Raw genomic sequence first — 25,665 nt, forward strand, 5'->3', positions numbered from 1 at the left:
GGCTACTCGCCCCGCAGCCGGTCGGCGTAGGCACGGGCCTCGGCAGCGATCTCCGCCTTTGCGGCGTCGCCTGGGGACTCGGCGGCGATGCGCTCCAGCAAGTCGGCCTTGCGCGACATCAAATCGGACAGGTCACCGGCACCGAACTTGCGGTAGGCGACCAGGTCGGCGACGAAGGCGGAGACCTCGGATACGGAGGGACGGGACACAGGTTCTCCTTCCGGACTCAGGGCGTGGCTGGGTAGGGACGTGGCGCGAATTGCTCGTGCCGGCGGAGGGTTGAGGAGCGGCTACTCGGTCACCGGACGATGCAGAGGGGCCGCCGTCGGGAGCTTCTGCAGTGCAGCTGTGGGCACGTCAGGGCGGAACGGCACAAGAGCGGGCACATCCGGCGCGAGATCGGCCGTCTCACGGCAGATGGCAGCCGCTTCGGCGAGGGACAGGTAGGGGGTGCGGATGCGGGACCAGCCGCCGGAGGTGTCACCGACGACGGCGAGCCCGGGGCGTTCCGGTGCGATGGCGCACGCGGCTTCGACAGCCTCAGGGGCGATGTCGCCGAGCGCCATCTTCGCGGAGGCCTCGTCGTTGACCCGGTGGCACACGCGGCCGGTGAGCTGGGCCCGGAGCATGGTGGCTCCCTTACCCAGTTCGGCACCGAAGCGCTGGCCGCAGACTTCCAGGTAGATGCCTGCGGCGCGGCCGAGTTGGGCGAGCCGGATGAGATGCGTGACCATCTCGTCGCGCCGTTCCTCGTCCTTCCGGGTCGCGACGAGGAACAGTTCGGCCACCTCGTCGATGAACAGCACGATCGGGGGCGGGCGCCTGTCCTCGGGGAGACCCCAGATGTCCGAGGTGATCTCCTCGTCCGACGCACCGGGGGCAATTCCTTGCCGGGCTTTGATCAGGTCGTAGCGGTCCTCCATCTCCCGGACGAGCGCCGGCAGGAGTTCCGCCGCCTGCGCCGGATCGGTCGCCAGAGCCGAGAGCCGAGCGGCGAAGGGCGCTAACTCCACTCCGCGCTTGCAGTCGATCCCCACGAGGACGACGGGCTGTCGGGCCAGTCCGGTGAAGAGATTCCGGAGGAACATGGACTTGCCCGACAGGGTCGCGCCGAGGACGAGTTGGTGCGGCACGACGCGGTAGTCACGGACGCAGGCGGTTGCGTCCTCCCGTAGTGCCACCGGGATCTTGAGGAAGTCGGCGCCCGTCTTCCGGGGCATCCGCACTTTCCGCAGCACGTCGTAGCCGACCAGCCGCAGTTCGACGACGCCAGGCTTGATGTCCCGGACGTGGACCGCATGGACGCCCCAGGCATGGCGCAGTCGCTCGGTGGAGGCGGCCACGTCTGCCGGCTCCTGTCCCGGGGCCAGGCGAAGCCGCATGCGGAAGCCTGTCGATGTCGGCCGAACCAGCCCGCGGCGCGGCGGCACGGGACGGACCTCTCGACGAGTGGTCGCCCTGATGGCCAGAGCCCGCCAGCGGGACGGCTCGACCGTCAGGCCGCATGCCTCCATGGTGGAGGAGTAGGAGGCCAGCAGCCGGGCCACCGATAACGGCAGCCCGACCGTGGACCAGTACGCCGCCGGATGCGCGTGCCGGGCGTAGGCCGCGCCACCTACCGCAGCGAGCGGCCCACCCACCTCCACGAGCGTCAGCAGGTCGGACACTGGTGTCAGGCCTCCTGTCCGGCCGTCGCGAACACGCCGGGCGCCACGGCGAGAGCCCGGTAGGCGATGCCATGGCGGCTCTGCCCGTTGAAGACGCTCTCCCACGGACGGGCCACCAGGCCGGGCAGCGCAACCGGCGAGCCCACGGACAGCCCCTCGGTCACCCCGCTCTCCGGCACGGTGACCTGGATCAGCGAGGACTCCCCCTCGTCGATGTAGACGACGCCCACGGTCATCAGGACCTCGCCGCTTACGGCGTCCTTGGCAATCTCGCCGGTCTGCCGGTCCCGGACCTTGGGCGAAGGTGCCTCGGTCAGCAGGATCGTCGCCGCCGAGGTCTCGACACGGATCACACGCACAACAGATCTCCCTTGTCGGGTCACATCAACCCGCCACCTGACAGGTTGACTTAGCAAGTTCAAAACTAAGGACGCCAGGTTGACTTGTCAAGTGGAGTTGAAGGGCCGCAAGACCTCAACCGAGGCCTAGCCGCAGGTCAGTTGACTCGATAGGTGTCTTCAAGTTCCTGCCGGTCGGCGGGGAGCAGAACATCGACGATCTGCAACACCCTCCCAGAGGCATCACGCGCCACCACCAGAACGCCGAGCACGGGGTCCCCCGCGGCCAGACCCAGCAGGCCCGCATCCTCGTCGCCCGCAAGACGCGCCGAGACGCGCTCGGTGACGTGATCGAAGCGCACCTTTTTGCGCGCTTCGAGATGCGCTCGCGGGCTCTCAGCCAGAAGTTCGGAGCTGCCGAGCTCAGTCCCCTCGACCAGGCCGGCCGGGAAGTAGGAAGAAGCAAGCTCCACGGGCTCACCGTCCTCCTCGACCAGAAGGCGGCGCACGAGCGCTTTGGCTCCCTGCGGCAGGCCGAGCAAGGACGCGACTCGGCGCGGTACCTGGACTTCCCCCACCTCGACGAGGCGCCCCGGAATCCGCGACTCGTCCCGCTCCAAGGCTTCACGGCCTCGGCGGTCACGCTGCTCGACGACCTCCGGACGGCCACGCACGATCGTCCCGAAACCCTGCCGGGACTCCAGCCAGCCGTCCCGCTTGAGCAGTTCGAGGGCCCGAACAACAGTCGGCCGCGACATCCCGAATGCCTGCACGAGCTGGTTCTCGCTCGGCACCAGCGATCCCGGCGGGTAGGTGCCGTCCTCGATCCGACCTTGGATCGTCTGCGCGAGCCGCACGTACTTTGGTGCAGCCACTTCGTACGCCACGGGCGCCGCCTAGTCGGGATCGGTCAAGTCAACTGGTCAACCAGCGTACCCAGCTGGCTGACACGCACGCTAGCTGGCTGACGAGCCGGACCGCAGCCCACTCACGACGGCCAGGCGTCGGACATCTCGAACGACACGACCGTCCCGCCGAAGCGGCTCGGGCCGGCACGCCAGGAGTCCGACAAGGCATCGACCAGGCCCAGCCCACGCCCATGGGCCTCATTGGCCGCCGGGTACCGCAGCCGGACGCTCGCCGGGAAGCCCGGGTTGTGCACGTCAACCCGCAGGGACTTCCCGTCCCGCCGCCACTCCACTCGCACGAGCCATTCCTCCTCGGCTCGCCCGTAGAGAATCGCGTTCGTCACCAGCTCCGAGATCATCAACACGCAGTCGTCGACCGAACAGGCCACTTCGTGCTTGGTGATGAAGTGCCTGAACCAGCGACGAGCCCGGCACACCGACTCAGGCAGCGGGTACAGGGTCATCGAGCCGAGCACTTCGCCGTCCTCAGCGCCGTGGTCACGGCGCCCCTTGCTGATGCCATCCATCCGCGGTTACTCCTTGCCAGTCCCATCGCAGTCAAGGCAGCGCCGCTTGGAGACGGCGCGGGGGCGCCCATTGGCAACGGATAACGCCAACGACGTGCGGGAGCTGACGAACTTCCAGCCCCGACCGCGGCACCCCCGGCAGGCAGATCTCCGGTTCCCTAACGGCCTTTCACCGCTCACACCGCGCCCCTTCCCTCGAAGTGGCATTAGCCACTTCGTGGATAGTGGCATTAGCCACTTAGGTCAGGCAAGGGGTTCGGGGCACTTGGCCCGAATCGATCAGGTCAGCGGGTAACCCTGTTCGAACGCCCACCGGTTGGGCGGGTAGGTGGCCTCGGCGAACTCCAACGGCCGGTCCTGCAGGTCATAGACCACGTGGTGCACGATAAGGACAGCTGATCCAGCCTCCAGGCCGAGGTCCGCCGTCTCCTCCTCCGTCGCGGTGCGGGCGCTCATGCGGTCTTCCGCATAGCTCCCCTGGCGCCCCGTCATCTGCTCCACGTACAGCAGCGTGCCCTCCTGGATACGCTCGGGGTCCATGAGCCTGGGTGCCCGTTGAGCCATGTCCGGCGCGAACCACGACGTCGACAGGGTGATAGGCCCAGTCTGGTTGCTGGTCACCCGCCGGCGATGCACAGCCCGGCGCTCCTTCGTCAAGCCCAGAGCATCAGCAACGTAGTCCGGCGCATCAAGCCATCCCGCAGACGTAATCACCGCATACTCGCCAGCCGTGTAAATCTTCCCCGTCTGCCGTGCCCGACCGTAGAGCTCCCGGGCCCGCCGGTTGACCTCCACGCCGCGCACGTACGTCCCCGACCCCTGCCGCTTCTCCACAAGGCCCTGATTGCTCAGCGCCTCCAGCGAGCGGGCAGCTGTCGGCCGCGACACGTTCCAGTCCGTCGCCAACTGCCGCTCCGACGGCACCTCGTCCCCCGGCCTGAGGTCACCGCGCAAGATCTGATCGCGGATGTGGTGCGCGATCTGGAGGTACTTCGGCTGAGCCTCCTCGATCTGCGGCATCACAGCCTCCCATCCCCTTCAAGTGGCTATTACCTCTGGCCACTATAGGGTGAGTGGCCAATACCTGAACCCGTACGCTGGCCACGTGACGCGGTTGATCGTGGCAGCCGGAGGAGGGGGCGACGCTGTCGCCGCCGCAATGTTGGACGCCGCCCTGTACGGCGACGGAGACCCGGCGGTGATCCTTACCTACGCCTGGGACCGCCTGATCGTCGACCCGTTGCCGGGGCCCCGCAGTCCGGCCGACTTCAACGGCCTGCGTCAGCTGACGCCAAGCGTGTACGCCGTCCCCCCAGATGCCGAGCCCGTCGCCCCCGCCGGCTCAACCCTCCCGCGCTTGGCCGCCGCACTGCCGCACTCCCTGGCTCTGATCGACCCACGCCGCGGCGCAGTCGGCATAGTCCAGCAACTCGATGAGCTCATAGCCGAGCTGTCCCCCGAGTCCGTTGACCTCTTGGACGTGGGCGGCGACATCCTCGCTCGCGGCGACGAGCCCACTCTCAAGAGCCCTCTTGCGGACGCCCTCACCCTCGCTGCCTGCGCACAGCTCAAGATGCCTGTCCGTCTCCTGATCGCTGGCCCCGGCCTCGACGGAGAGCTTCCGGCCCGGGACCTCATCGAAGCTCTCGGGCCGATTACCCACACCCTCACAGCAGAGGACGTGGAGCCCATCGCGTCCGTTTTGGAGTGGCACCCCTCCGAAGCCACCGCGATGCTCGGTGCCGCGGCGCGAGGTGTGCGCGGCCTGTGCGAGATCCGAGACGCCGGCCTCCCGGTCCATCTGACCGACGAAGGCCCGACTGTCCACGAGGCTGACCTCGACAACGCGCTGCATCGCAACACGCTGTCCCGTGCCCTCGTATCAACGAGCAGTCTCGAAGAGGCCGAGCAGCACAGTCGCGAGATCTGTGGATACTCCGAGATCGACTACGAGCGGAACAAGGCACTGTGGCTCTCCGAGCAGCGTGCCGTGCCCTTGGACCCCGACAACGTCCTCGGCGAGCTCAGCCGCTTTGAAGCAGAGGCCCGGGGCCGCGGGGTCACCCACACGACGTTCCGCAGGTTGACGGAATCCCTCGGTCTCCCCGGATCGCAGCGCCAAGAACTCCGCGCACTCCTCATCGATACGTACCCGAACCAGTACACAGCGCCCCTATGGCGGATCTCGTGACGGGCGAAGAGTCTTCCCCCTCGGGAGGCTTGCCCACGCCCGAGAGCGTCTTGTTGGACACCGATTGGGCCTCCCTGTGGCACGCCTACGGGCTGGCCGTAGATGTACCCGCGCAGCTGCCCGCACTGTTCAGCGACGATGGACACGCCAGAGAAGCGGCGCTGCAGTTCCTGTTCGGCACCGTGCACCACCAGGGCACTCTCTACGAGGCAACCGTGCCGGCAGCGCTGTACGTCGCATCCGTCCTGCGAGACCCACGCACGAACATCGCTACGGATCAGCGGCTCCCTTTGCGTGCCGAGCTGCTTGCGTGGATTGCCTCAGTAGGACAAACGGCTTCGGACGACCTAGAAGACTCACGCCGAGAGAACGGATTCCCGCTCGACGACTACCCGCAGGCAGTCGACATCCGCAAGATGCGACCGCTCTTGTTCACAACCGCTTTCGACCTCACAGAGGACCCCGACCTCCGCATTCGCGAAGCAGCCATCGCCGCGTGCATCCCGCTGGTGGACGATCCCCAACTGCAGCACCACCGAACCGCCTTGGTCCCCCTGGTTCGCCAGGTCCTCGGCACCAGCGAACTATGGCAGCACCGCGAACGAGCCATCGACGCCCTCGACGCATGGGGCGAAGACTCCTCAGGGCTCGAAGGTCAGCAGAACCCCTTCGAATTCTGCGACAGCGATCTGCCACCCATTGGAACGTCAGTGTGGTCTGCGGGCCCTTGGTCCAGTGCAAGCGACGCAGACGAACCACCGTTTTGACGGCCCCGCTGGCCATGATCAGGCACGCCGTCAGTCTGTCTAGGCTCAGTTGATTCTTGAGAGGGCGCATTCAACCGGTGTGCGCAGTAAGTTCGGCGAGCCTTTCTGATGGTGTCAGGTAGCCGAGGGTCTCGCGTGGCCGACCGTTGAGGCTGCGGGCGATTCGGGCGAGGTCGTCGGCCGAGTGCACCGACAAGTCGGTGCCTTTGGGTAGGTACTGGCGCAGCAGCCCGTTGGTGTTCTCGTTGGATCCACGCTGCCAGGGCTTGTGCGGGTCGCAGAAGTAGACCGGGATGCCGGTGGCGAGGGTGAAGTCGGCGTGGTGGGCCATTTCCTTGCCCTGGTCCCAGGTGAGGGTGCGGGTCAGCTCGGCGGGCAGCGCGGTGATGGCCTGCCGTATGGCGTGTTCGACCAGGTGCGCGTCGCGGCCGCCGGGCAGATGTAGCAGCAGTAGGTAGCGGGTGGTGCGCTCGACCAGAGTGCCGACCGCGGACTTGCCGTTCTTGCCGATGATCAGGTCGCCTTCCCAGTGACCGGGCACGGCCCGGTCCTCGACCTCGGCGGGCCGTTCGCTGATCATCACCATGTCGCGGATCCGACCTGTGTTCTCGCCGCGGCCGCGGGGCCGGCGCTTGACCCGGCCGGTGCGCAGGCAGCGGGCCAACTCTCGGCGCAGCTCGCCGCAGCCCTGCACGTAGAGCGCCTTGTAGATGGTCTCGTGGCTCACCCACATCAGGGGATCGCTGGGGAACTCGAGACGCAAGCGGTGGGAGATCTGCATCGGCGACCACCGGTCGGCCAGCCAGGCGGTGACCTGGGCCGCCAACCGGGGGCAGGCCAGCCTGCCGGTCTTGGGCCGCCGGGCCTGCTCGCGAGCACGCTGATGCGCCCGCCACGCCCGGTACTCGACGCGGCCGCCGTTCGCGGTGACCTCCCGCGAGACCGTGGACGTCGCCCTGCCCAGCCGGGCGGCGATCAGGGTGAACGATTCCCCGGCATGTAGGCCTAGGGTGATCTCCTCCCGGTCGGCCAATGTCAGCCGTCCCGGTCCGGGCACCCACCCGTCCCAGCGAAGCGGCCGCCGCGACGCGTGGCTCGCGATCAGTGCCACCGTCTGATGCGAGCAGCCCACCTGGAAGCCGATCTCCCGTAAGGACAGCCCCTGGCTTTCAGCCGCAACGCCAACTGCCGCTGTTCCACCGTCAGATGTGGACGCAATCCCGAACCTCCCCAGCTCATCGAGAATCTTCTCGACTCACCAAGGCGTTGCGGCGACCGACTGAATCCGCCCAGGCACGCCGTCAGTCGCTGAGTTACAACCTTCTCCACGGGTTCAAGGCGCTCCCGCCGCGCAGAGCGCGGCGGCGTGCGGCCGGCGCCTCGGGCCGCCGCTCCTGTCTTCGCCCCGCTCCGGCCCGGCCGCCGGCCGCACGCCAAACAGCGAGGGGTGGAGTGGAGAGAAACCCGCTTTGGCTGGGGCGGTCGGCTCCGCGGCTTTAGCCACCTCCCCGATCCGGGACCCGCGCCGAGCAAGACCAGGGGGCCACTCGGACACATTGCGGGCAGGGACAAGCCTCCCCGAGTTGCCAACCAGCGTACGGCCCCCTGCTCATGCCCGGCCCCAACCCAGGCAGGCCACCGACCAAACCCGCTCCACCGACCTCGCTCGGATCGTGCCCCTCAGGTGCAGCTCGCACCGGTGACAAGATCCATCCCTTCATAGGGTCCCTGAGAACGGCCGTGCATGAGTATGTTTGGTGTGGTCGGCCCGGATCAGAACCAGCACCCCAGACAGGAACTCGTCATTTGACCACGCCAATCGCCCCGACAGAACAGCGGACTCAGCTCGCATCCCAGCGCCGAAAAGTCGATTTCGATACATATGACGTAACCGTCGATGAATTGCTGCGTCGAGTCTACAAGAAACGCATTGACATCGCACCCGTGTATCAGCGACAGTTCCGATGGGATGGATATCGCCAGTCACGACTGATTGAATCAGTCCTTTTGGGGATCCCCGTACCGCCTCTCTTTATGGCAACCAATAGCGTCAGCGGAGAGCTGACGCGATGGGAAGTAGTTGACGGACTCCAAAGACTTCTAACTCTGGTGAATTTTGCAGGAGACACGCAAACCAGAAACGCAGCCAACCTGACGGGGTACCCGCTACGCCTGTCCAACCTTGAAAAGCTAACAACGTTTGAAGATTTTTCCTTCGACGAGCTACCCGAGGACATTCGCTCAACCTTTGAGGATCGCCCCCTGAAGATCATCATCCTCAACGACAAGAGCGAGCTCCAGGTGCGTTACGACCTTTTCGAGCGTCTGAATACTGGAGGCATCGAACTTACCAACCAAGAGATCCGCGAGTGCGTATACAGGGGTGAGTTCGTAAACCTCCTTACCAAGCTCGCCGAAAATGAAGACTTTAATACGGTGGTGAAACTCCCCACGGCCCGCCAAAAGGACGGCACCCGCGAGGATTTCATCCTGCGATTCTTTGCATTTCTTGACAGGTACCAAAAGTTTGAGCACTCGGTCAAGGAATTTCTCGATGATTTCATCGCAGACGCCCACAAGACGCCCAAAATTGCGGCACGCGAGGCAATTTTCGAAAAGACGTTTACATACCTTTCCAAGTGTTTTCCTGACGGCCTTAAAACCAGGAAGGGGCAAACGCCCGTCAACCTGTATGAGGCAATTTCAGTGGGCGCCGCCTTGGCTCTTCACATCTCCCCCAAGCTCGCCGTACGAGATACTAGTTGGGTATCTTCGGAGGAGCTTCGCGCTCTGGTGACAGGGGCGACCAACAGTCGCTCCCGCGTGCGAGGCCGCATCGAGTTCGCTAGGGACAAATTCCTTGGCTAGGCGCCCCATATTCGACCGGACTCCTCTAGAAAAGGAATTTCGGCAGCGCATCGACGTAGTTCGGAAGATGCTCGACGCGACCGATTCGTCACCGGGAGCCGCGGGCAGTAACTCGCCGATCGACATTTCGCGAGAGGCTAGGGGCCTCAGCATTGTGTTGATCTATGCGGCATACGAAAACCTTCTCAAAGGGATCTCTCGCACACTGCTTGAGGCCGCGGTTCAACTGAGACTGGGCAACAAGAGGCTTAGGCCTGAGTTTCAAGTATTTGCGATTCATTCCAAACTGCAAGCCCTAACCGATATATCTGCCGCTCAAATCTGGAGAGGGTCAGGCCGAGGCGTTGTGGACGCCCTCATCGACAGGGCCTGCTCCATAAATGCAAATATTTTCCCCAACGATGGTAGTCACATGAAAACTCCGCAAGTTGTGACGTTCTGCCAGGCTTTCGGACTGTCCGCGCCGGGGCCAATTCTTCGTGAAGCATGGGGGCGAATCGATACCGTAGTTTCCGAAAGGAACAGCGTAGCCCATGGACAGAGGACTCCCGAAGAAGTTGGCCGGGCTTACTCAATCGGTGAAATCAGAAAACTAGTGGATATCTGGGAGAGACGCTGGTGCGATTTCTTGATTGACGTGGAGTCAAAAGCTGTCAAGAGAGACTTCTACAGAGATCCCAGGTGAAATTACGCTCACGGGAATTAAACGATCACCAAGTCGTACGCTCTTCGCAGTCATTTTGCTACCCGGAACCTCGCCGGAGCCAGCTCCCATCCTTAAGGAGTTCAGGATGGCGCGCCATAGTACGCTCGTCACCACGTCGTACTGACGAGCGCCGGACTCAAGAACGGTCCAACCGTTCGCTCGTCAGTAGTATTCCCCGGTCAGCGTCAACGGGCGTGCGCTTCATCGGCCAGTGCCAGCACGGGTGGCGTCTCAAGCGATCTTCGCCTTCCACCCCATCTACAAATACTGTGGTTGGAACCTTCCGCGGTAGGGTCGTGCTCGTGGGTACTTCCTCAACTCCTGTCACCGACGAACAAAGCCTGCCCAACCTCCCGTCAGAGGTGGTGGAGCACGGCGAGGTCTTCACGCGCCGCTGGGTAGTCGACCTGATCCTTGACCTCCTCGGCTACACGGCCGACAAGGACCTCTGTGAGGTCAAGCTCGTGGAGCCAGCCTGTGGTAGGGGGGCGTTTCTAATCGCCGTCGCGTCGCGGATCAGCGCATCCTGCCGTTCCCACGGGCGCCCCATCGATGATGCGCTCGAGGCTGTCTCCGCGTTCGACTTGCTGGATCGCAATGTGCAGCGCAGCCGTGCAGTGGTGGAGCATCAGTTGGTATCTGATGGATGGCAACCAGAAGAAGCCACCCAAGTAGCCACAAGATGGATCACCCAGGGTGATTATCTCCTCCAAACCGACACGGACCACCGCGCCGACTACATCGTGGGTAATCCTCCATATATCCGCCTTGAGGATGTACCTGACGACCGGATGGCGGCTTACCGCGGCGCTTGTTCCACGATGGGCGGTCGGGCAGACATTTACATTGGCTTCTACGAGGTTGCCTTGCGGAGTCTCGCCTCTAACGGGCAGCTGGGTTTCATTTGTGCGGACCGCTGGATGCGGAATCAGTACGGCCGCCGGCTGCGACAACTTGTGACTACCCGTTTCAGCATGGACCTAGCGCTGGTCATGCATGATGTCGATGCGTTTGACGATCAGGTTTCGGCTTACCCCGCCATCACGATCATCTCGAACCGCCATCAGGGGTCCGCCGTAGCTGCCGATGCTACTCGGTCATTCACAGCCACTCAGGCCCGGGATTTCGCGAGCTGGTACGTCAACACCTGTTCGGCATCGGTTACAACCGATGCATTCCAAGCCGCTCGGATGGCGCATTGGTTCCCCGACGAGGACTCGTGGCCGGCCGCGTCACCCGCAAGGCTGGCCATGTTGGAAGACCTCACTGAGCGCTTTCTGCCGCTAGAAGCCGCAGAGACGGGCACACGAGTCGGCATCGGAGTCGCCACTGGCGCCGACAAGATCTTCCTCACTCATGATGACGATCTCGTCGAAAATGACCGGCTACTCCCCATGGCCATGGTGCGCGATACCACAAGCGGCGTCCTCCACTGGAACGGCACCTACCTAGTCAATCCATGGGCAGCGGACGGGAACCTGGTTGATCTCGCTGCCTACCCGCGGCTCGCTGCCTACTTCGAGGAACACGTGACCGCATTGCGCAAGCGCTACATTGCGGTCAAGCAACCCCAGCGTTGGTACAAGACCATCGACAAAGTCGACCACGCTCTGACTCGACGCCCCAAGTTGCTCTTCCCAGATATGAAGCTGACGATCCATCCTGTCCTCGATCAGGGTGGACTGTACCCTCACCACAACCTGTACTTCATCGTCTCGGACATCTGGGACATGCGCGTTTTGGGCGGTCTCCTCCTCTCTAAGGTTGCCGAGGCTTTTGTCGACGCTTATGCCGTGAAGATGCGAGGGGGAACTCTCCGTTTCCAGGCGCAATACCTCCGCAAGATCCGCGTGCCTGATCCCAAATCCATCTGCGAAGACGACTTGACCGCTCTAGCCGAAGCTTTTGATAAGCGTGACGTGGAGGCTGCTACGGAAGCCGCCCTACGCGTCTATCGAATCGCCGAACTCCCTGACTAGGAGAAGTTAAACTTGACGGTCACTCGCCAAGATTTCGAGGATGCCATCGCCGCGTACTGGGGCGCCAAAGAACTACAACGAGAGCAGTCGACGATCAAGGCTGCGGTGGGAGCCGGAACTGCAGGCTCGGTCCGAGGCGGAAAACACTTCGACGCCATCGCAGTTCTGCTTTCGAAGTTTTTCCTGGAAGCTGGTTATCCTCCGGAGAGTATCCGAGTCAATAAATCGCAGGGTCTGGAGTTGCCTGGTTACTATCGCCCGCAGAAGCAATGGGACCTTGTAGTTGTTCATAGAGAGACTCTCGTGGCGGCCTTCGAGCTCAAGGCACTCGGTGGACCTTCATTCGGCAACAACTACAACAATCGAGTCGAAGAGGCGCTGGGAAGCGCAATCGACCTTCGGCATGCCGCCCTTGCCGACCTTTACCCAGGAGAAGATCCGTGGCTCGGATACTTCTTCATAATGCAGGACGAAGAAGGATCCCGGCGTTCAGTGAAAACAGCTCCTGGCGCGCTGCCGGTCGACCCGATCTGGAATGGAACCTCCTACCAGGATCGATTCGGAATATTCTGTCAGCGCCTTATGCAGGAGCGGCTTTACGATGCGGCTTGCTACGTGACCTCGTCCGCGTCGAACCCCGAGCCGATCGAGCCCAATGAAAAGCTCGACTGGAGACACTTCTCTGCGGCAATAAGCGCTCGTCTTTCATATCTGAAAGATCTGGGGCTCCCGGGGTAAGTTTTCATGCCCGGCCAACAGAGCACCCGGAGTGTACATGCATCCCGGGTGCTCAGCCATTCGGTCGGATCTAGATGGTCTGACGTTTCATCCCTTCAACATAGCTTTAACGAGGTTTACGCGCCCCTCAATGGCCACGCGAAGAACATCAGCTCTGGCGGCGACCAGCGGTTCCTTATAAGTGATCTCGTCGCCGTCGCGCTGTGTAGTGATAAGCCATCCTGCATCGTAAACGCCCTCAGCGATGAAGCGGCTGATCATCTCCTGATAGCGTTGATTGTAGGAAAAGCCAGAGAAGGTGGAATCGGTCGAAAATAGCGCCTTCGTCGCCCGACCCTCCTTTTCGGTTTCCTCCGTCTCCTGGAGAACGAAAACATAACCAAGCCAGGGGCGAATATCCCCAAATGGGCTGCGCTCGTTTTTCTTCTGCACGGCCTCAAGATCGGTGGCGCTCCCCAATGCCTCCTCGAACCGATTGTTGAAGTTTTTTCCGACGCTTCCAACCTGGGATTTAAACTCGAAAGCAGCGACGAGGACTCCCTCGTAAACAACCACCAGGTCCCATTGCTTTCGAACGCGATAGTATCCAGGCAAGTAAGGTTGTCCCGTTTTGATGCAGTCTTCCGGGATTCCGCACTCAATGAACGTCTGTTTCACGAGGGATTCCAGGGTCTTCATATGCCCGTTAGCGCGGGCCTCGCCCCCAGCTTTACCCTCGTCCTCCAGCTTGCTCTTCTGGCTTGTCCGTGCAAACCAGAAGTCCTCCACCGCCTGCTGAACCGCTTTCCTGTCCACGCACGCTCCTCCCCTGCGCGATGCTCTCTGCGCCAACTTCGTTCTCTGCAAGGCCGATGAACACTCTCGCTTAGGTTACTCAAGGCCGGAAGCCTCATCCTTCCGGGCTTCCGGCCGGAACAGCAATGTCCGCATAGAGGATCGGCAGCCAGCCACGGGCAAGGCGCCCGTCGCCGGCTTCGTCCCCAACGAAGTCTCCGCGAGCTCCGTCAGCCTCAAAGCGAACGGCGGCGGGTACAAACTCAGCATCAACGCTGTATGGGGTCATTGCTGTATGCATCCCCACCAGTCAGACGCCCACGGTGTAACGGTGGACCTCTCTTGGACTGGTACCGGACGTGCTCGGACGCCCACCGCCCGCCAGGTAGACGCCTGAGACACACGGGGTCTCCGGAGCGGGTTCCCGGCTGCCCCAGAAGCGCGCCGCGTCGCAACAGGCCTTCCACGCAGTTCCCGAGTGCACATCTCCAGCGCCAGCAATGTCGTGGCACGACCCCCGTCGCTCCATCTGGCCACCGGAGTCGCGTAGTCGGCACCATGCGCTACGTCGGAACCGCGTACCGCGAACACCGACCCACCCTCTGGCGAGAGCATCACAAAGTCACTTGGTCGGTCACGGGCACTACTGCGAGAGTGTGTGCCGTGACCACCAGGGACAACTTTTACTCCGACCGCGCCGGCCCTCCTCGCCCTCGCATTAGTGAGGACATCTCCACCGACGTGTGGGCAGGCTTGATCACCCTGATCCGTCGGCGGATCACCGACGGTTCGCTTGCCCGTGTCTTTCCCAGATACGGCTGCCCGGACGATCCCACCGGCCACAGCACGATCATCGGCACGGACGAAGAAATGTTCCTCGCCGACCTCAGAGCTCATGTCCCGAGTCTGATCGAGCGCCCGGCAACACCGGACGGCGGGCAGGAGGTCCAGGACACGGCGGTACTCATCCACTCGGCTTCTGCCAACCCCCAGCCCCCGGACCTACCGACGAGTCCGCTAGATCCGAAGCGGCTGCCGGACACGGCAACAGTGTTGGATGTCGTTGACTTTGTCGCACGCCACATCGTGACACCGAGCCCGTGGAGCAAGTCCCACAGTTGGGTGTTCGAGCATACGGACTACGCCTTCCTCAATGAGCAGCAACACGACTCACCGTTCGATCGACGACTCACCCCCGGGCAGGTGCAGTTCCAGCAAGACATCGATCTCCTCTTCGCCAGAAACGGGATCGCCTTCACGATCGGCGATGACCTTCGCACCCGACGGCTAGGACCACCCGAAGCACGAGCGTTGATCTCCGATTTCAAGCCCGATACCGGAGACCAGCCGCTCGATGACAAGTTCAACGAGGCGATGACTCGCTTCCTATCCAGGACCCCGGCCGACCGACGAGATGCTCTTGAGAAACTTTGGGACGGATTTGAGCGGCTCAAGACCCTCGAACTCGGGACCCCAAACAAGAAGAGGGCGTCTGTCGAGCAGCTTCTCATCCGTGCTGTCCCTGGATCGGAGGCGTTTCGCGAGGTTCTGGACGCGGAGTTCAAGGCGCTGACAAACCTCGGCAACGACTTCATGATTCGGCATTACGAGCACGGCAAGCACGATCTCCCTGGCGACTCCACCGTCGACTACCTATTCCTGCGGCTCGCCTCACTCATCGCTCTCGTTCTGCGCAACACCGGCCGCTTGGCTAAGTAACACGGCACAGTCGCCGCAGCGCACTCGCCTAACTGGCACGGGTACGCTCCCGACCACGCGCGGGTTCCGCGGAAGACCTGCACGCACAGGTTGGCGAGCTGCGCCGCTTGACGACGCGCCGGATTGTCCGTGTTGAGGGACACCTCAAACAGAGCCAGGGCGTCTTCCAGGACGGAGTGACGATTGGGGGCTAGAGTGCCGGGCGTTGGGCGGTCATCCACAGGCGCAGTCTCAGGGCTCGCACGGGGAGCCGTAGAGAGGCGCTGCATCCGCAAGGTCGTGACTGCCCCCTCGTCGCTAACGAACTACGCCGAGCCAAGCCCGCGGCGGGCTCCAATGTTCCGCGCCTCCAGGGCGCGATGTCAGAGGCGTGGGGCAGAGTGAACTAGGGCAGATCCTGCTCGGGCTCATGCAGGGCAGGCGAAGAATCTCCGGGGGAGCTATATGCCGAAGATATCGAGAGGGCGGCGCGTGGGACAGGCTGCCGTGAACGTGCTGCGCTCCTTGCTTGAAGAGCATGATCACATCGTTCAAGAGATATCCGGGCAAAACGACTTCGGCGAGGACCTCTACGTCACCTTCACCGACAATGGAGATGTCACCAGCGACACCATCAAGGTCCAGGTCAAGGGCGGGGAAAGCTGGCGTCGAGGCAACGGCTACGCAGTGCCTGTCCGTCGGCACGGCGACACTTGGGCGAACGGCAACATCCCTGTCTACTGCGTGGTGTATGACCCAGACACCAGGAGACTGCACTGGGCGAACGCCACCGAGCAACTCCGCCGGCTCGGGTCGCTGAATCCGCCACGCTTCATCGGCGTCAGCCCCAACGCAGTGCTGGACGACATCACCATGAAGTCCTTCGTCGCCCAGGCCCGCCGCTACGTCGGACGCTACCGAGGCCGGCAGGCCGTCCTCACCCACCTGGGGGAGATGTCCGGAGTCGAATTCGACCCGACGGACCACGTGCTGCACTTCGTCAACGGCGAAGACGAGGACCTCATCTTTTGGAAACAGCCAGGGGCCGCGGTGGCGACACTGCTGCTCAGCACTCAAGACTGGGAACCGGCTCTCGTCACCCTGGGGTCCCTGATGCGCTCCGAGATTCCGATGCCGGAGGGCGGAAGCGGCGGCGAACCGGCCGATGTTGACCTGTGGACCGCCAAAGACCTAGGCCTGAGCCGCTCCGAGACTATGTGGGCAGCCTCGTGCTTTATGTCCACTCGGCAAGCTGACGAAGGACCGGAAGACGGTTTCGTCGGCCCCGTCGAGTGTGACGGGTGTCCGAGTTGCACGGGCGAAGAGCATGGCAGCATCGAGGCGGATGTGATCCACGAATACGTCCTCGCCCGCATTCTCGACCGCATCGAAGCCGAGCCCGACCTGATGCAGCGCTCGATCTTGGCCACACGCGAGGACGGCGAGCTTGAACCGGAGATTGTCGCCGAACTCGGCCCTCTCGAAACCGAACCACGCATCGTCCGCCAGGTGAACAAGATGAGCCGGGCGGTGGTGGCAACGGTGGACGACATCGAGCCGGAGGCATTCCGCCTGGCCATCCTCTACCTCATCCGCTGTGTCTACGTCGGTGGTCCCTCGCTCCCCCTCGACGAACAGGTTCGAATCGACTGGCGAATCCCCGTGCCTGGATCCACGACGTCGGGCCGGGTCCGGGATAGCGGCCACCGGGATCCAACGCGATAGGCGGCAAAGGCCATGACTAACCCACAAGAACATCGTGGCTCAAGCACCGAAGGCTCATGAGAACTCCTTGATCGCACACCTAAAGCGGTGGCCAGCCAGCCGTGGACTATTCGTGGACTCGTCCTGGCTGATCTGCCCCGCGCAGAGCTTTGACCTGCTGTTTCACTCGGATGCGAAGGGCCCTCCGGAGCCGTGTGCGCAGGTTGGCATCCTGCCGGGGGCTACCCGAAGGCCAGGTTGCCTGCCGTGTCTCGTGTCCGATCGGCTCGCAACCCCCGCCAGCTCGCACCGCCGGCTTCCCATGGCGGCCGGTTTGCCGACCCGCGACGACTCAGCCTGCGTGATGGGGCCATACGGCTGCGCCGGGGTGACGATTCGGGGCGACGGCTGCCGCCGACTCCGGAGTGTCCACGGTGAGCGTCTCAGGGCCGGGGGGTCAGGCGTGGGCCTTGAGGGCGGCGAAGCGGGCTTCGATTTCGGCTGCGTCGCCCATCGTGTCGAGGCGTTCGAACTGGGCGTCCAGGGACGAGTCGGCGAGTTCCTGTTGGCCCAGGGCCCTGGCCTCCTCGCGGCGGACTATTTCCTCGAAGCGGCTCAACTCCGTTGTGGGGTCCAGCACATTGATGTTCTGCGCCGCGTCCAGCATCTGGCTCTGTGCCTGGGCGGTCTTCGATCGGGCCACCAACTGGTCGCGCTTCGAGTGGAGCTCCGTCAGCTTGACCTTCATCTGGTCCAGGCCGGCCTTCAGCTTGTCGACGACCTCCCGCTGCGTGGCGATCGTCGGCTCGGCGTCCTTCGCCTCCCGGCCCGCCTGCAACTGCCGCTGGAGCGCCACCTTTGCCAGGCGGTCGAACGCGTCCGCGTCCGTACCCGAGCCCGCGGCGCGCAGCTCGTCCGCCTTCCTACTGGCGGCCAGTGCCTTGGTGCCCCATTCCGTGGCCGCCTCCTCGTCCTCCTGGTGGTCCTGTTCCAGCAGGCGCAGGTTGCCGATGGTCGTGGCGACCGCCTGCTCGGCCTCACTGATGTTGTTGCCGTAGTCGCGGATCAGCTGGTCGAGCATCTTCTGCGGGTCCTCCGCCTGGTCCAGCAGCGCATTGATGTTCGCCTTCGCCAGCTGTGCGACGCGGCCGAGGATCGTCTGCTTGGTCATGGGGCCAACCTCTCGCTCTCGCTTTCCCCGAGTGGCTTCGTCCTGCTCAGAACCTGCCGCCGCCACCCCTTCGGCCGCGCGTCCCCCCGCCACCGAAGCTGCCCGGGCCGCCCCCGCCGAACCCGCCGCCGAACATGCCCCCGCCCGTCCCGCGGCCCATACCGCCGAAGATCTCCCCGAGCAGGATGCCGCCGAGCACCGCCCCTCCCATGCCGCCGCCCCCGCGGCGGCCGCCCATGGCGTCGCCGTACGGACTGCCGTACATGCGCACATCGCCCTCGGCCAGCTGCTGCGCCGCCCTGGCCAGCTCATCCGCCCGCTGCGCCTCCGTGAGCGCCGCGACGGGATCCGCGGACTCCTGCGCCAGTTCCAGGTGGCGCAGCGCCTCGGCCAGACGCGTCCTGGCCTCGCTGCCCACCGCCGCCCGGTGGGTCGTGATGAAGTCCGAAGCGGCGCCCAACGCGCTGCGCGCGGTGAGCAGGGCCTGGTCGAACAGTGCCCGGGCCTTCTGGTTGCTCACCTCGTGCTCACGCGCTCCGGTGAGGGCGCCGTCGAGGGCCGCGCCCGCCTCCTCCACGCGGCGCAGCACGTCGATCGGGTCGTACGGGCCCGCGGCGATCTGCGTCCGCACCTCCCCGACGACCGACTCGGCGCGGGCGATCCGGCCGTGCAGGTCCGCCGTGGAGGTGCCCTCGGGGGTGCCGAGCAGCATGCCCCGCGCCTCCGCGAGGTCGGTCTCGGTCTCCGTCAGCGCGCCCGGCAGCTTGCCCGCCGCCTCCGCGAGTTCTGTGCCCAGCCGGCCGACGGCGTCCACGAAGGTGCCTGCCTGGTCGATGGCGCCCTCGGCGGCCCGCAGGTGCACCGCGGCCGTTCCGCCCGCGCCCGCCGCCACGGCCTCGCGGGCCTGGTCGACCTGGGCCGCGGCGAACACGAGCCGGTCCCTGGCCTGCTCGACGTGCCCCGCGACGGGCAGCACCGCGGTGGGCGCGTACCGCGTGCCGAGCGTGGTGAGCGTGGTCCGCGCCGTGTCGGTGCGGCCGGTGACCTCCCGCAGCTCCGCCTCGGCGTGCTGCAGCGCCTGGGGCGCGTTCTCCTCCAGCGCGCGCAGCCGGTCGAAGCCCTCGGCCTCCGCGTCGAGCCGCCGGTTGGCCTCGGTGCAGCGCGCGATGATCTCGTCCAGCATGCGGCGTCTGGCCGCGTCGTCCTCCGGGATCGCGTCGTCGAGTTGCTGCCGTAGCCGGAAGGCCGCCGTGAGCTCAGACTCCGCGTGCCCCAGCGCCTTCCCGAAGGGTGCGGCCGCCTCCTCGCCGAACTGGGCGGTGGCGAAACCGAGTTCCTCACTGCTGGTGCGCACCGCGTCGTCCGTCTCGACGAGCAGTTCCCTGGCCCGCCGGTCGAGGTCGGGCAGCGGCACGGCCTGCTCGCCGCGCCTGCCCCAGCCTCCCCCGGTCGGGGTGGTACGGGTTCCCGGGCGCTGCCTGCGCCGGGTGTACGCGTACCAGCCGAGGGCGAGCAGGCCTCCCAGCAGCACGACCGGCAGGATGAGTTCGCCGCCCGTGACCCCGAGGCCGCCGGCCCCGCCCGGGTCGGCCGCGCCCGGGGTGATCGCCGGCGTGGGCACGGGCTTGCCCGCGAGGACCGCGCCGATGCCGTCCGCCGCGCCGACGGCCGCCCCCGCCCAGTCGTTCTGCCGCAGCGCCGGCTCGACCGCCGTCCGCGCGACGTCCCGCAGTTGGGCGTCGGTCAGTGACGAGTCCTGGTCCACGGAGTACGCGTACTGCCGGTCGTGCGTGGCGACGGCCAGCAGTACGTCGTTGAGGCCGAGGCCGTTGCGCTCGGCGGTCGTGTCGGCCCAGTCCTGGGCGGAGCGGCCGGAGAAGTCGCGTACGTAGGCGACGTAGAGCTGCACGCGGTGCGTGTCGTCGAGGCCCCGCAGAGCCGTCGCGACGGCGGCCTTGCGGTCGCCGAGCGCGTCCACCCTGTCGGTGATCTGGCCGGTACGCGACAGCACGATCGGGTCGTCGGCGCGGGCGTCCGCGGCGGGCTGCAACAGCCAGCACAGCGTTGCCAGTGCGCTGATGAGGGCGTACGCGGCACGCAGGGTGTGCGAGGGGCGAACGCCACTGTGCATCGGTTCTCGGCTCCGGTGCGGCCTCACTTTGTGAGCGTATTACCCCTTCTGGCCCACCGCGACCGGGACCGGTCCGGGGCTGGGACCTGCCCCTTCGGGGGCCGCGTTCCCCGTACGGGCCCGGCCCGCGGGCCGGTTCCCGGGTGCCGGTGGCGGGGTGCCGGTGGCCGGGGTCAGCCGCCGGCGAGCGGGACGAGGCGGAGGAAGGTCAGGGTCGGGGTGCTCGTGAGGTCGACTTCCTCGTCGAGGTCGGTGAGCTGGTGGGTGGGGGTCAGGACGAAGAGGGCGTTCGAGAGGAAGGCGCGTTCGGCCCGTGCGGCTTCCGTGGGGCCGTCGAGCGGGGTGGCGGGCCGCGCGGTCGTGGGGTGCGCGGTCGTGGGGCGCGCGGCGTTGTGGCGGGTCACCTCCTCGTGGACGCGGAGGTGGAGCAGGGCCCGGACGGTCATCCGCTCCGGGAGGCCCGTGAGCCGCAGGGCCGGGGCGGGTTCGCCCCCGGCCGTCTCGTCCTGGAAGGTCACCGTGGTCATCGCGCGGCCCGCTCGATCTGGCGCCGGATGGCCGGGTCGGTGATCGCCGAGTCCGCTGCCAGCAGTGCCGCCTTGGACAGGATCAGCGCGAGCCGGTCGTCCTCGAAGGGCAGGAAGACCTTCGGCTCGGCCGTGCGGCGGGCGGGGACGACGCAGAGGTAGGCGTCGTCCGGTGCCATCAGGACGTTCGCCGAGCCCAGGTGGATGCGGTACGTCGTGAGGTCCCCGCGGACCGTCAGGTAGCGGCCGTCGAGCGTGCACCGCTCCGCGATCCTCAGGCGCGGCAGGATCCGTTGCAGGGCCTCCCGGCGGACCTCCGCGTTCGCCGTCAACTCCCCGAAGGACGCGACCCGCCAGTACGCCGCGTGGCGGTCCTCGCCCCGGTCCGTCCACGTCGGGTCCGCAGCGATCGAGGTGACGGCCACGAAGAGGTCGACGTCCCGCATCGCCTCGCTGAAGACCAAGGGCGGCACTTCGGCGAGCGGGACCTCCTGCCTGCGCCGCCCGTCGCGGCGCTCGAACCGTACCCGGTCGGTCGCCGCGCGCTCCGGGGCGTGGCCCGCGTCCTCCCCGGCCGGTTCGTGGTGGAAGCAGGCGCACCACCGGCCGTCCCCGAACTCGCGCCGGGCCAGACCGTCCTGACCGCCGTCGTGGTCGCCGAGGAAGCCGGCGTGCCAGCCGCGTTCCTTGAACAGCGCGTACAGCCGCGGGTAGTCGACGATGTGCGCCGCGAAGCGGTTGGAGTAGGTGCCGGTCTCCGCCTCGGCCGGGGTGGGCAGGTAGATCTCCCGGAACGCCTGCTTGAACGGCTGCCGCAGCCCCGCGGCGACCACCTGGGCGCGCCACGTGGCGACGGCGTCCGGCGAGGCGTGGACCGGGTGCCACAGGCGGATGCGCGTGGGCTCCCCGGTGGGCGCCCGATCGGGCTCGGCCGTGGGCGCCACCGCGTGCCAGGTGCCCTCGGCGTCCCGCGCCTCCCAGATCAGGCCCCGGGTGAGGACTCCGGTGACGGGGTGGTCGCGGTAGTGGCGGCGCCATTCGTCGTGCGGCCAGGTGCGCCCGGTGGACATCAGCGTCTCCAGGCGGGCCCGCTCCCCCGACAGTGTCGCACGCACCTGCTTGACCAGTGCTTTCAGCGCCTGGTGCGCCTCGGCGCACCGCTCCTTGACAGCCGCGGGGGCCGTACGGGAGGTGCGTCCGTCGGGACCGGTGAAGGTGAGCCGTACGGTCACGGCGTCCTCGATCGCCACCCGGGCCCGGTATCCCGCCAGTTCGCGGACGTACGTGCCGTCCGGGGCCAGGCCGTGCGCCGGGACGCTGCGCTCGACCAGCTGTGCGGGCGTGATGCCCTGCCGGGCGGCGGCCGTGGCGAGGGCGGTGTCGAGCTGCTTCAGGAGCGCCCGGTGCCTGAGCTTCGCCCGCAGCCGCCACAGGCCCTCCAGCGCGGCGGGGTCGTCCACGTCCGCGAGGGCGTTGATCGCCGCCCCCGCGAGCTTGACGTCCTCGATCACGTCCGATCCGGGTCCGCCGGTGCGCAGCGCGACGGTGACGAGCCGGCCCACGGTGGCCGGGCCCGCTGTGAGCGAGGCGGCCCAGACGACGCCGCGCGCGAGGTCGCCGTCGTTCTGGGCCACGAGGTAGTGGAGGTGGGGGGTGTCACCGAGCCAGGGGTTCGGCGACCCGTGCGTCCTGCTGCACTGCGGGGCGTCCTCGGCGAGTGCCCGCAGCATCTCCGCCGTCGTGTCCCGTGCCGCTGCCGCGTCGCTCAGCTCCAGGCAGGTGCGCCGCCAGCGCTGTGACGGGCGCGGCCCCGACAGGCTCACCAGATGCCGGACGAAGCCGGCCAGCCCGGGCGTGGGCGCGGTGTCGGCGCGCTCGCGCAGCGCCGTGGCCCATAGCGCGTGCGGCGGGATCAGCTCGTCGGGCACGAGAGCGGCGTCGTCGTCCGCGAGCAGCGCGCGCAGGCGCCGGCCGAGCGGACCGCGTACGCCCGCGCCGACGTCCGCGGCCATGAGCTCCCTGTACGCCCGGCGGAGGTGGGGGGTGACCGCGCGGCGGCCGTCGGCGTCGAGCCGGTCGACGGCGTCCAGCACGGCGCCGAGCGCTTCCGCGAGCCAGTGGCCCGTGCGGTACTCGGCGACGCGGAGCAGCATGACGGCGACCTCGTCGGGCGTCCATCCGCGCCGTCGGGACACCAGGGACGCGACCTGCTCGCGGTAGTGCCACACGCCCGTGCCGTCGGGGCGGGCCACGAGCAGCAGGGTCAGGGCGGCGGCACGCGTCTCGTCGCCGCCGCGGGCCGCGAGGCCCTGGTCGATCTCGGTCCGGGTCGCGGCGTGCAGTTCCCCCAGGCGCCGGTACTCCCCCGTGCGGGTTCCGAAAGCGAGGCGGAACTCCGCGCGGCCGCGGTCGAGGAGGTCGACGAGCCAGCGGGCGCGGTCGAGGGCGGCGGCGCGCACGTCGTCGAAGGCGTCGTTCCTGCGGGCTTCGGCCAGCACGGTGTCGTACAGCATGCGGGGATGGTGGCAGGGGGGTACGACAACGGCGCCTTGGCGGGAGTGCGGGCGGGGCCGTCGAGGTGGGGCCGTCGTGGTGGGGGGCCGTCGTGGTGGGGGGTCAGCTGGGGAGGGGGGCCGGTTCGGCGGGCGACTTGGGCTGGGCCGGGGGCTGTTCCTGCTGCGGGGGCTGTTCTTGTTGTGGGGGCTGCTCGGGCTGCTCCTGCTGCGGGGGCTTCTCGGGCTCTTCCTGCTGCGGGGGTTCGGAGGGGGGTTCCTGCGGCTGTTCCGGGCTCTGCGGCTTCTGCGGTTCCTCCGGCTGCTTCCGCTCCTCCGGGCCGCGGGGCTCTTCCGACGTCTCCGGGCTCTGCGGCTTCTCCGGCTTCTCCGTGCCGTCCGGGGACTTGGGCTGCTCCTCCGTGCCGGGCGACTTCGGCTCCTCCTGCTTCTTCTCCTCGCTCGGCGGCGGCGCCGTCTTCCCCGGCGGTTCCAGCTGCGACCCCGTGGACGGCGACGGCAGCACCGGCACCGGCGAGCCGGACCGCACGCCCCCGGGCGGTTCGACCTCGTGGTCGCGCTTGCCGTCCACCGTGCCGCTGGGCCGCTCGAACCAGCGCTTGCCGTCCTGGTCGTAGAGCGTGAGCGTCTTCATCGGCTTCTCGGACGGCACGACCGCCACCAGCCCCGCCGCGCGGAACGTCTCCCACTGCCGCCCGCTGTACGTCGGCGTACCGCTGACGGCGTCGGGGGCGCTCAGCGGGTTGCCGCACGTGCAGCGCACCACGGGCACACCGCGGTCGTCGACCATCACGGGGGTGCCGGCCTGAAGGATGGCCTGGTACGCGGTGGCCTTGCCGTCCTTGAAGCCGTGGCTGGTGACACGGGTGTCCCAGCTGAGCTGAACGGGCGTCAGCGAGCGCAGGTGGGAGGGGAGGTCCCGCTGCGCGACCTTCAGGGTGCCGGCGAAGGCCCGGGCGCGGGACGGGTCCTGGGAGAGGTACGTGATCTGCTTCTCGACGTCGCAGGCCGCCTCGTTCTGCTTGGCGCTGTAGAGCCCCGGGTGGGCGCCGCTGACCTTCAGGGTGCCGCCCGGGGCCGAGGACTCGTTGGGGGTGATCGTCGGGGTGACCGCGGTGCCCGCCTCGCCCGCCGTGGACGGGGTGAAGGGGTCCGGGCCGGCGGCGGAGGCGTTCTGGAGGAAGATCTCGCCGCCGCCCTTGGTGCCGCCGAGGAACGAGAAGGCGAAGATCACCGCGACCGCCACGACCATCGCGGTGCCCGCGGTGACGAGGGTGCGACGGTTCCGCCACCACGGGGCGGGCGGTCCCCGGTGGCGGCCGGGTTCCACCGGTTCGCCGCCGTGCCCCGCGCCGCCCGGTGGACCCGGCGGACCCGGTGGTCCGGGCGGTGGTGGCGGCCCGGGTGGTGGCGCCGCCGGTGGCGGTGGGGGTCCCGGTGTCACCGGCGGGTGCTCGCCCGGCGGCCGGCCGGACAGCGGTCCGGACGGAGGGCCGGCGGGGTGTTCGGGCGGAGGAGGTAGGGAACTCACGGCACTCTCCCCGGACGTGGGGCATCAGGCCTCCGATTCCATTATGTGCGCCCTCGCCGGGAGGGGTGAATCGGCCACGGGAATCCTTGAAGGCTCGATTTTTCACGGGCATTTCGGCAGTGGGGCATCCACGGGACTCCCTCCTCCAGGGAACACGGGAGCGTGCCGCGGGGCATGTCCCGTCCTTTCGCGGCTTGACCGCCCGCACCCGTCCTGACCTGCCCTGACCTGCTGCGCAGGTGGCGCCGCGGGTCCGGGACGAGAATCGGTACATGGAAGCAGTGGGATACAGCGGCACGAACACCGGTCTTCTGCTCGTGGACCCGTACAACGACTTCCTGTCGGACGGCGGGAAACTCTGGCCACGCGCGAAGACCGTGGCCGAGCAGGTGGGCCTGCTCGACCACATGCGGCAGGTGCTCGCGGCCACCCGCGCCCGCGGCATCGTCACGTTCTTCGTCGCGCACCGCCGCACGGCCCCCGGGGACTACCGGGAGTGGGAGCACCTCTCCCCGGCGCAGGAGGCCACCGTCAAGGGGCAGGTCTTCGCGCTGGGCTCCTGGGGCGGCGAGTTCCACCCGGACTTCCAGCCGGTCGACGGCGAGATCCGGGTGCACGAGCACTGGTCGTCGAGCGGCTTCGCCAACACCGACCTGGACTTCCAGCTGAAGCAGCACCGGGTGTCGCGCATCGTGCTGATCGGCATGCGGGCCAACACCTGCGTCGACACCACGGCACGCTTCGGCCAGGAACTCGGCTACCACGTGACCCTGGTGCGGGACGCGATCGCCGCCTTCAGCCCGGCGGAGATGGAGGCGACCTTCGAGGTGAACGCGCCGGTCTACGCGCACGCCATCCTCACCACGCAGGAGTTCCTGGACCTGCTGCCGCCCTGCCCCGAGGAGTACGGGGCGGGGCGGTAGCGGC

Annotated in this window: 21 protein-coding genes and 1 pseudogene; 9 read left to right on the forward strand and 13 right to left on the reverse strand. The window is 66.8% G+C overall.

All coding sequences use genetic code 11. The annotated features are described in order from the left end of the window. Positions 1-2: 2 nt before the first annotated feature. The 6 genes from ACZ7MY_RS16860 to ACZ7MY_RS16885 form a co-directional block, all read right to left on the reverse strand. Positions 3-209, reverse strand: coding sequence for a hypothetical protein (locus tag ACZ7MY_RS16860; RefSeq protein WP_499602518.1), 207 nt, complete (start codon positions 207-209; stop codon positions 3-5). A gap of 81 nt (positions 210-290) precedes the next feature. Then, a complete protein-coding gene (locus tag ACZ7MY_RS16865; RefSeq protein ID WP_499602520.1) occupies positions 291-1,667 on the reverse strand; it encodes an FtsK/SpoIIIE domain-containing protein in 1,377 nt (458 codons plus the stop codon). A 5-nt stretch (positions 1,668-1,672) separates the two neighbouring features. Beyond that, positions 1,673-2,026: an SCO3933 family regulatory protein gene (locus tag ACZ7MY_RS16870; protein WP_499602522.1), complete on the reverse strand. Its 354-nt coding sequence runs from the start codon at positions 2,024-2,026 to the stop codon at positions 1,673-1,675. A 137-nt stretch (positions 2,027-2,163) separates the two neighbouring features. Next, positions 2,164-2,892, reverse strand: coding sequence for a GntR family transcriptional regulator (locus ACZ7MY_RS16875; protein WP_499602523.1), 729 nt, complete (start codon positions 2,890-2,892; stop codon positions 2,164-2,166). A gap of 101 nt (positions 2,893-2,993) precedes the next feature. Then, positions 2,994-3,440, reverse strand: a complete 447-nt coding sequence (locus tag ACZ7MY_RS16880; RefSeq protein ID WP_499602525.1) for an ATP-binding protein — start codon at positions 3,438-3,440, stop codon at positions 2,994-2,996. Between the two features lie 279 nt (positions 3,441-3,719). Then, complete coding sequence (locus ACZ7MY_RS16885) at positions 3,720-4,460, reverse strand: GntR family transcriptional regulator (protein WP_499602527.1); 741 nt, start codon at positions 4,458-4,460, stop codon at positions 3,720-3,722. Between the two features lie 85 nt (positions 4,461-4,545). On the opposite strand from ACZ7MY_RS16885, the gene ACZ7MY_RS16890 reads away from it, so the two are divergent. Beyond that, entirely contained in the window at positions 4,546-5,631 is a 1,086-nt protein-coding gene (locus ACZ7MY_RS16890; RefSeq protein ID WP_499602529.1) for a DUF1152 domain-containing protein, read from the forward strand. Further along, positions 5,616-6,398, forward strand: a complete 783-nt coding sequence (locus ACZ7MY_RS16895; protein ID WP_499602530.1) for a hypothetical protein — start codon at positions 5,616-5,618, stop codon at positions 6,396-6,398. Before ACZ7MY_RS16890 ends, ACZ7MY_RS16895 begins: the two co-directional genes overlap by 16 nt. 70 nt (positions 6,399-6,468) lie before the next feature. Here the strand turns inward: ACZ7MY_RS16895 and ACZ7MY_RS16900 are convergent. Next, a pseudogene (locus ACZ7MY_RS16900) lies at positions 6,469-7,637 on the reverse strand (IS30 family transposase). A gap of 567 nt (positions 7,638-8,204) precedes the next feature. Here ACZ7MY_RS16900 and ACZ7MY_RS16905 point away from each other — a divergent pair. The 4 genes from ACZ7MY_RS16905 to ACZ7MY_RS16920 all read left to right on the forward strand — a co-directional run bounded on the left by ACZ7MY_RS16905 (position 8,205) and on the right by ACZ7MY_RS16920 (position 12,689). After that, positions 8,205-9,266, forward strand: coding sequence for a GmrSD restriction endonuclease domain-containing protein (locus ACZ7MY_RS16905; protein WP_499602531.1), 1,062 nt, complete (start codon positions 8,205-8,207; stop codon positions 9,264-9,266). Beyond that, positions 9,259-9,951, forward strand: coding sequence for a HEPN domain-containing protein (locus tag ACZ7MY_RS16910; protein ID WP_499602533.1), 693 nt, complete (start codon positions 9,259-9,261; stop codon positions 9,949-9,951). The genes ACZ7MY_RS16905 and ACZ7MY_RS16910 overlap by 8 nt, the downstream gene beginning before the upstream one ends. A gap of 323 nt (positions 9,952-10,274) precedes the next feature. Beyond that, positions 10,275-11,951 (forward strand): Eco57I restriction-modification methylase domain-containing protein, encoded by a 1,677-nt coding sequence (locus ACZ7MY_RS16915; RefSeq protein WP_499602535.1) that lies wholly within the window; start codon positions 10,275-10,277, stop codon positions 11,949-11,951. Positions 11,952-11,963: 12 nt separating this feature from the next. Next, on the forward strand, positions 11,964-12,689 hold the full coding sequence (locus tag ACZ7MY_RS16920) for a PaeR7I family type II restriction endonuclease (protein WP_499602537.1): 726 nt from the start codon (positions 11,964-11,966) through the stop codon (positions 12,687-12,689). Positions 12,690-12,776: 87 nt separating this feature from the next. Here ACZ7MY_RS16920 and ACZ7MY_RS16925 read toward each other — a convergent pair whose 3' ends face one another. Then, complete coding sequence (locus tag ACZ7MY_RS16925; RefSeq protein WP_499602539.1) at positions 12,777-13,484, reverse strand: PaeR7I family type II restriction endonuclease; 708 nt, start codon at positions 13,482-13,484, stop codon at positions 12,777-12,779. 642 nt (positions 13,485-14,126) lie between these two features. Here ACZ7MY_RS16925 and ACZ7MY_RS16930 point away from each other — a divergent pair. Both ACZ7MY_RS16930 and ACZ7MY_RS16935 read left to right on the forward strand, forming a co-directional pair. Further along, positions 14,127-15,182, forward strand: coding sequence for a hypothetical protein (locus ACZ7MY_RS16930; RefSeq protein WP_499602540.1), 1,056 nt, complete (start codon positions 14,127-14,129; stop codon positions 15,180-15,182). A gap of 486 nt (positions 15,183-15,668) precedes the next feature. Then, positions 15,669-16,886 carry a DUF4365 domain-containing protein gene (locus ACZ7MY_RS16935; RefSeq protein ID WP_499602542.1) on the forward strand — a complete coding sequence of 406 codons (1,218 nt, stop codon included), beginning with the start codon at positions 15,669-15,671 and terminating at the stop codon, positions 16,884-16,886. A gap of 436 nt (positions 16,887-17,322) precedes the next feature. Here ACZ7MY_RS16935 and ACZ7MY_RS16940 read toward each other — a convergent pair whose 3' ends face one another. The 5 genes from ACZ7MY_RS16940 to ACZ7MY_RS16960 form a co-directional block, all read right to left on the reverse strand. Continuing rightward, positions 17,323-18,036: a PspA/IM30 family protein gene (locus ACZ7MY_RS16940; protein WP_499602544.1), complete on the reverse strand. Its 714-nt coding sequence runs from the start codon at positions 18,034-18,036 to the stop codon at positions 17,323-17,325. A gap of 46 nt (positions 18,037-18,082) precedes the next feature. Then, on the reverse strand, positions 18,083-20,167 hold the full coding sequence (locus tag ACZ7MY_RS16945; protein WP_499602545.1) for a TPM domain-containing protein: 2,085 nt from the start codon (positions 20,165-20,167) through the stop codon (positions 18,083-18,085). Positions 20,168-20,340: 173 nt separating this feature from the next. Then, entirely contained in the window at positions 20,341-20,694 is a 354-nt protein-coding gene (locus tag ACZ7MY_RS16950; protein ID WP_499602548.1) for a hypothetical protein, read from the reverse strand. Next, positions 20,691-23,207: a DUF4132 domain-containing protein gene (locus ACZ7MY_RS16955; RefSeq protein WP_499602550.1), complete on the reverse strand. Its 2,517-nt coding sequence runs from the start codon at positions 23,205-23,207 to the stop codon at positions 20,691-20,693. Before ACZ7MY_RS16955 ends, ACZ7MY_RS16950 begins: the two co-directional genes overlap by 4 nt. Positions 23,208-23,310: 103 nt before the next feature. Next, entirely contained in the window at positions 23,311-24,537 is a 1,227-nt protein-coding gene (locus ACZ7MY_RS16960; RefSeq protein WP_499602552.1) for a DUF6777 domain-containing protein, read from the reverse strand. 473 nt (positions 24,538-25,010) lie between these two features. On the opposite strand from ACZ7MY_RS16960, the gene ACZ7MY_RS16965 reads away from it, so the two are divergent. After that, the gene (locus tag ACZ7MY_RS16965; RefSeq protein ID WP_499602554.1) at positions 25,011-25,661 is read left to right on the forward strand and encodes a cysteine hydrolase family protein; all 651 of its coding nucleotides are present in this window, start codon (positions 25,011-25,013) and stop codon (positions 25,659-25,661) included. Positions 25,662-25,665 lie beyond the last annotated feature (4 nt).

This window comes from Streptomyces sp. NPDC111520, assembly GCF_055635295.1.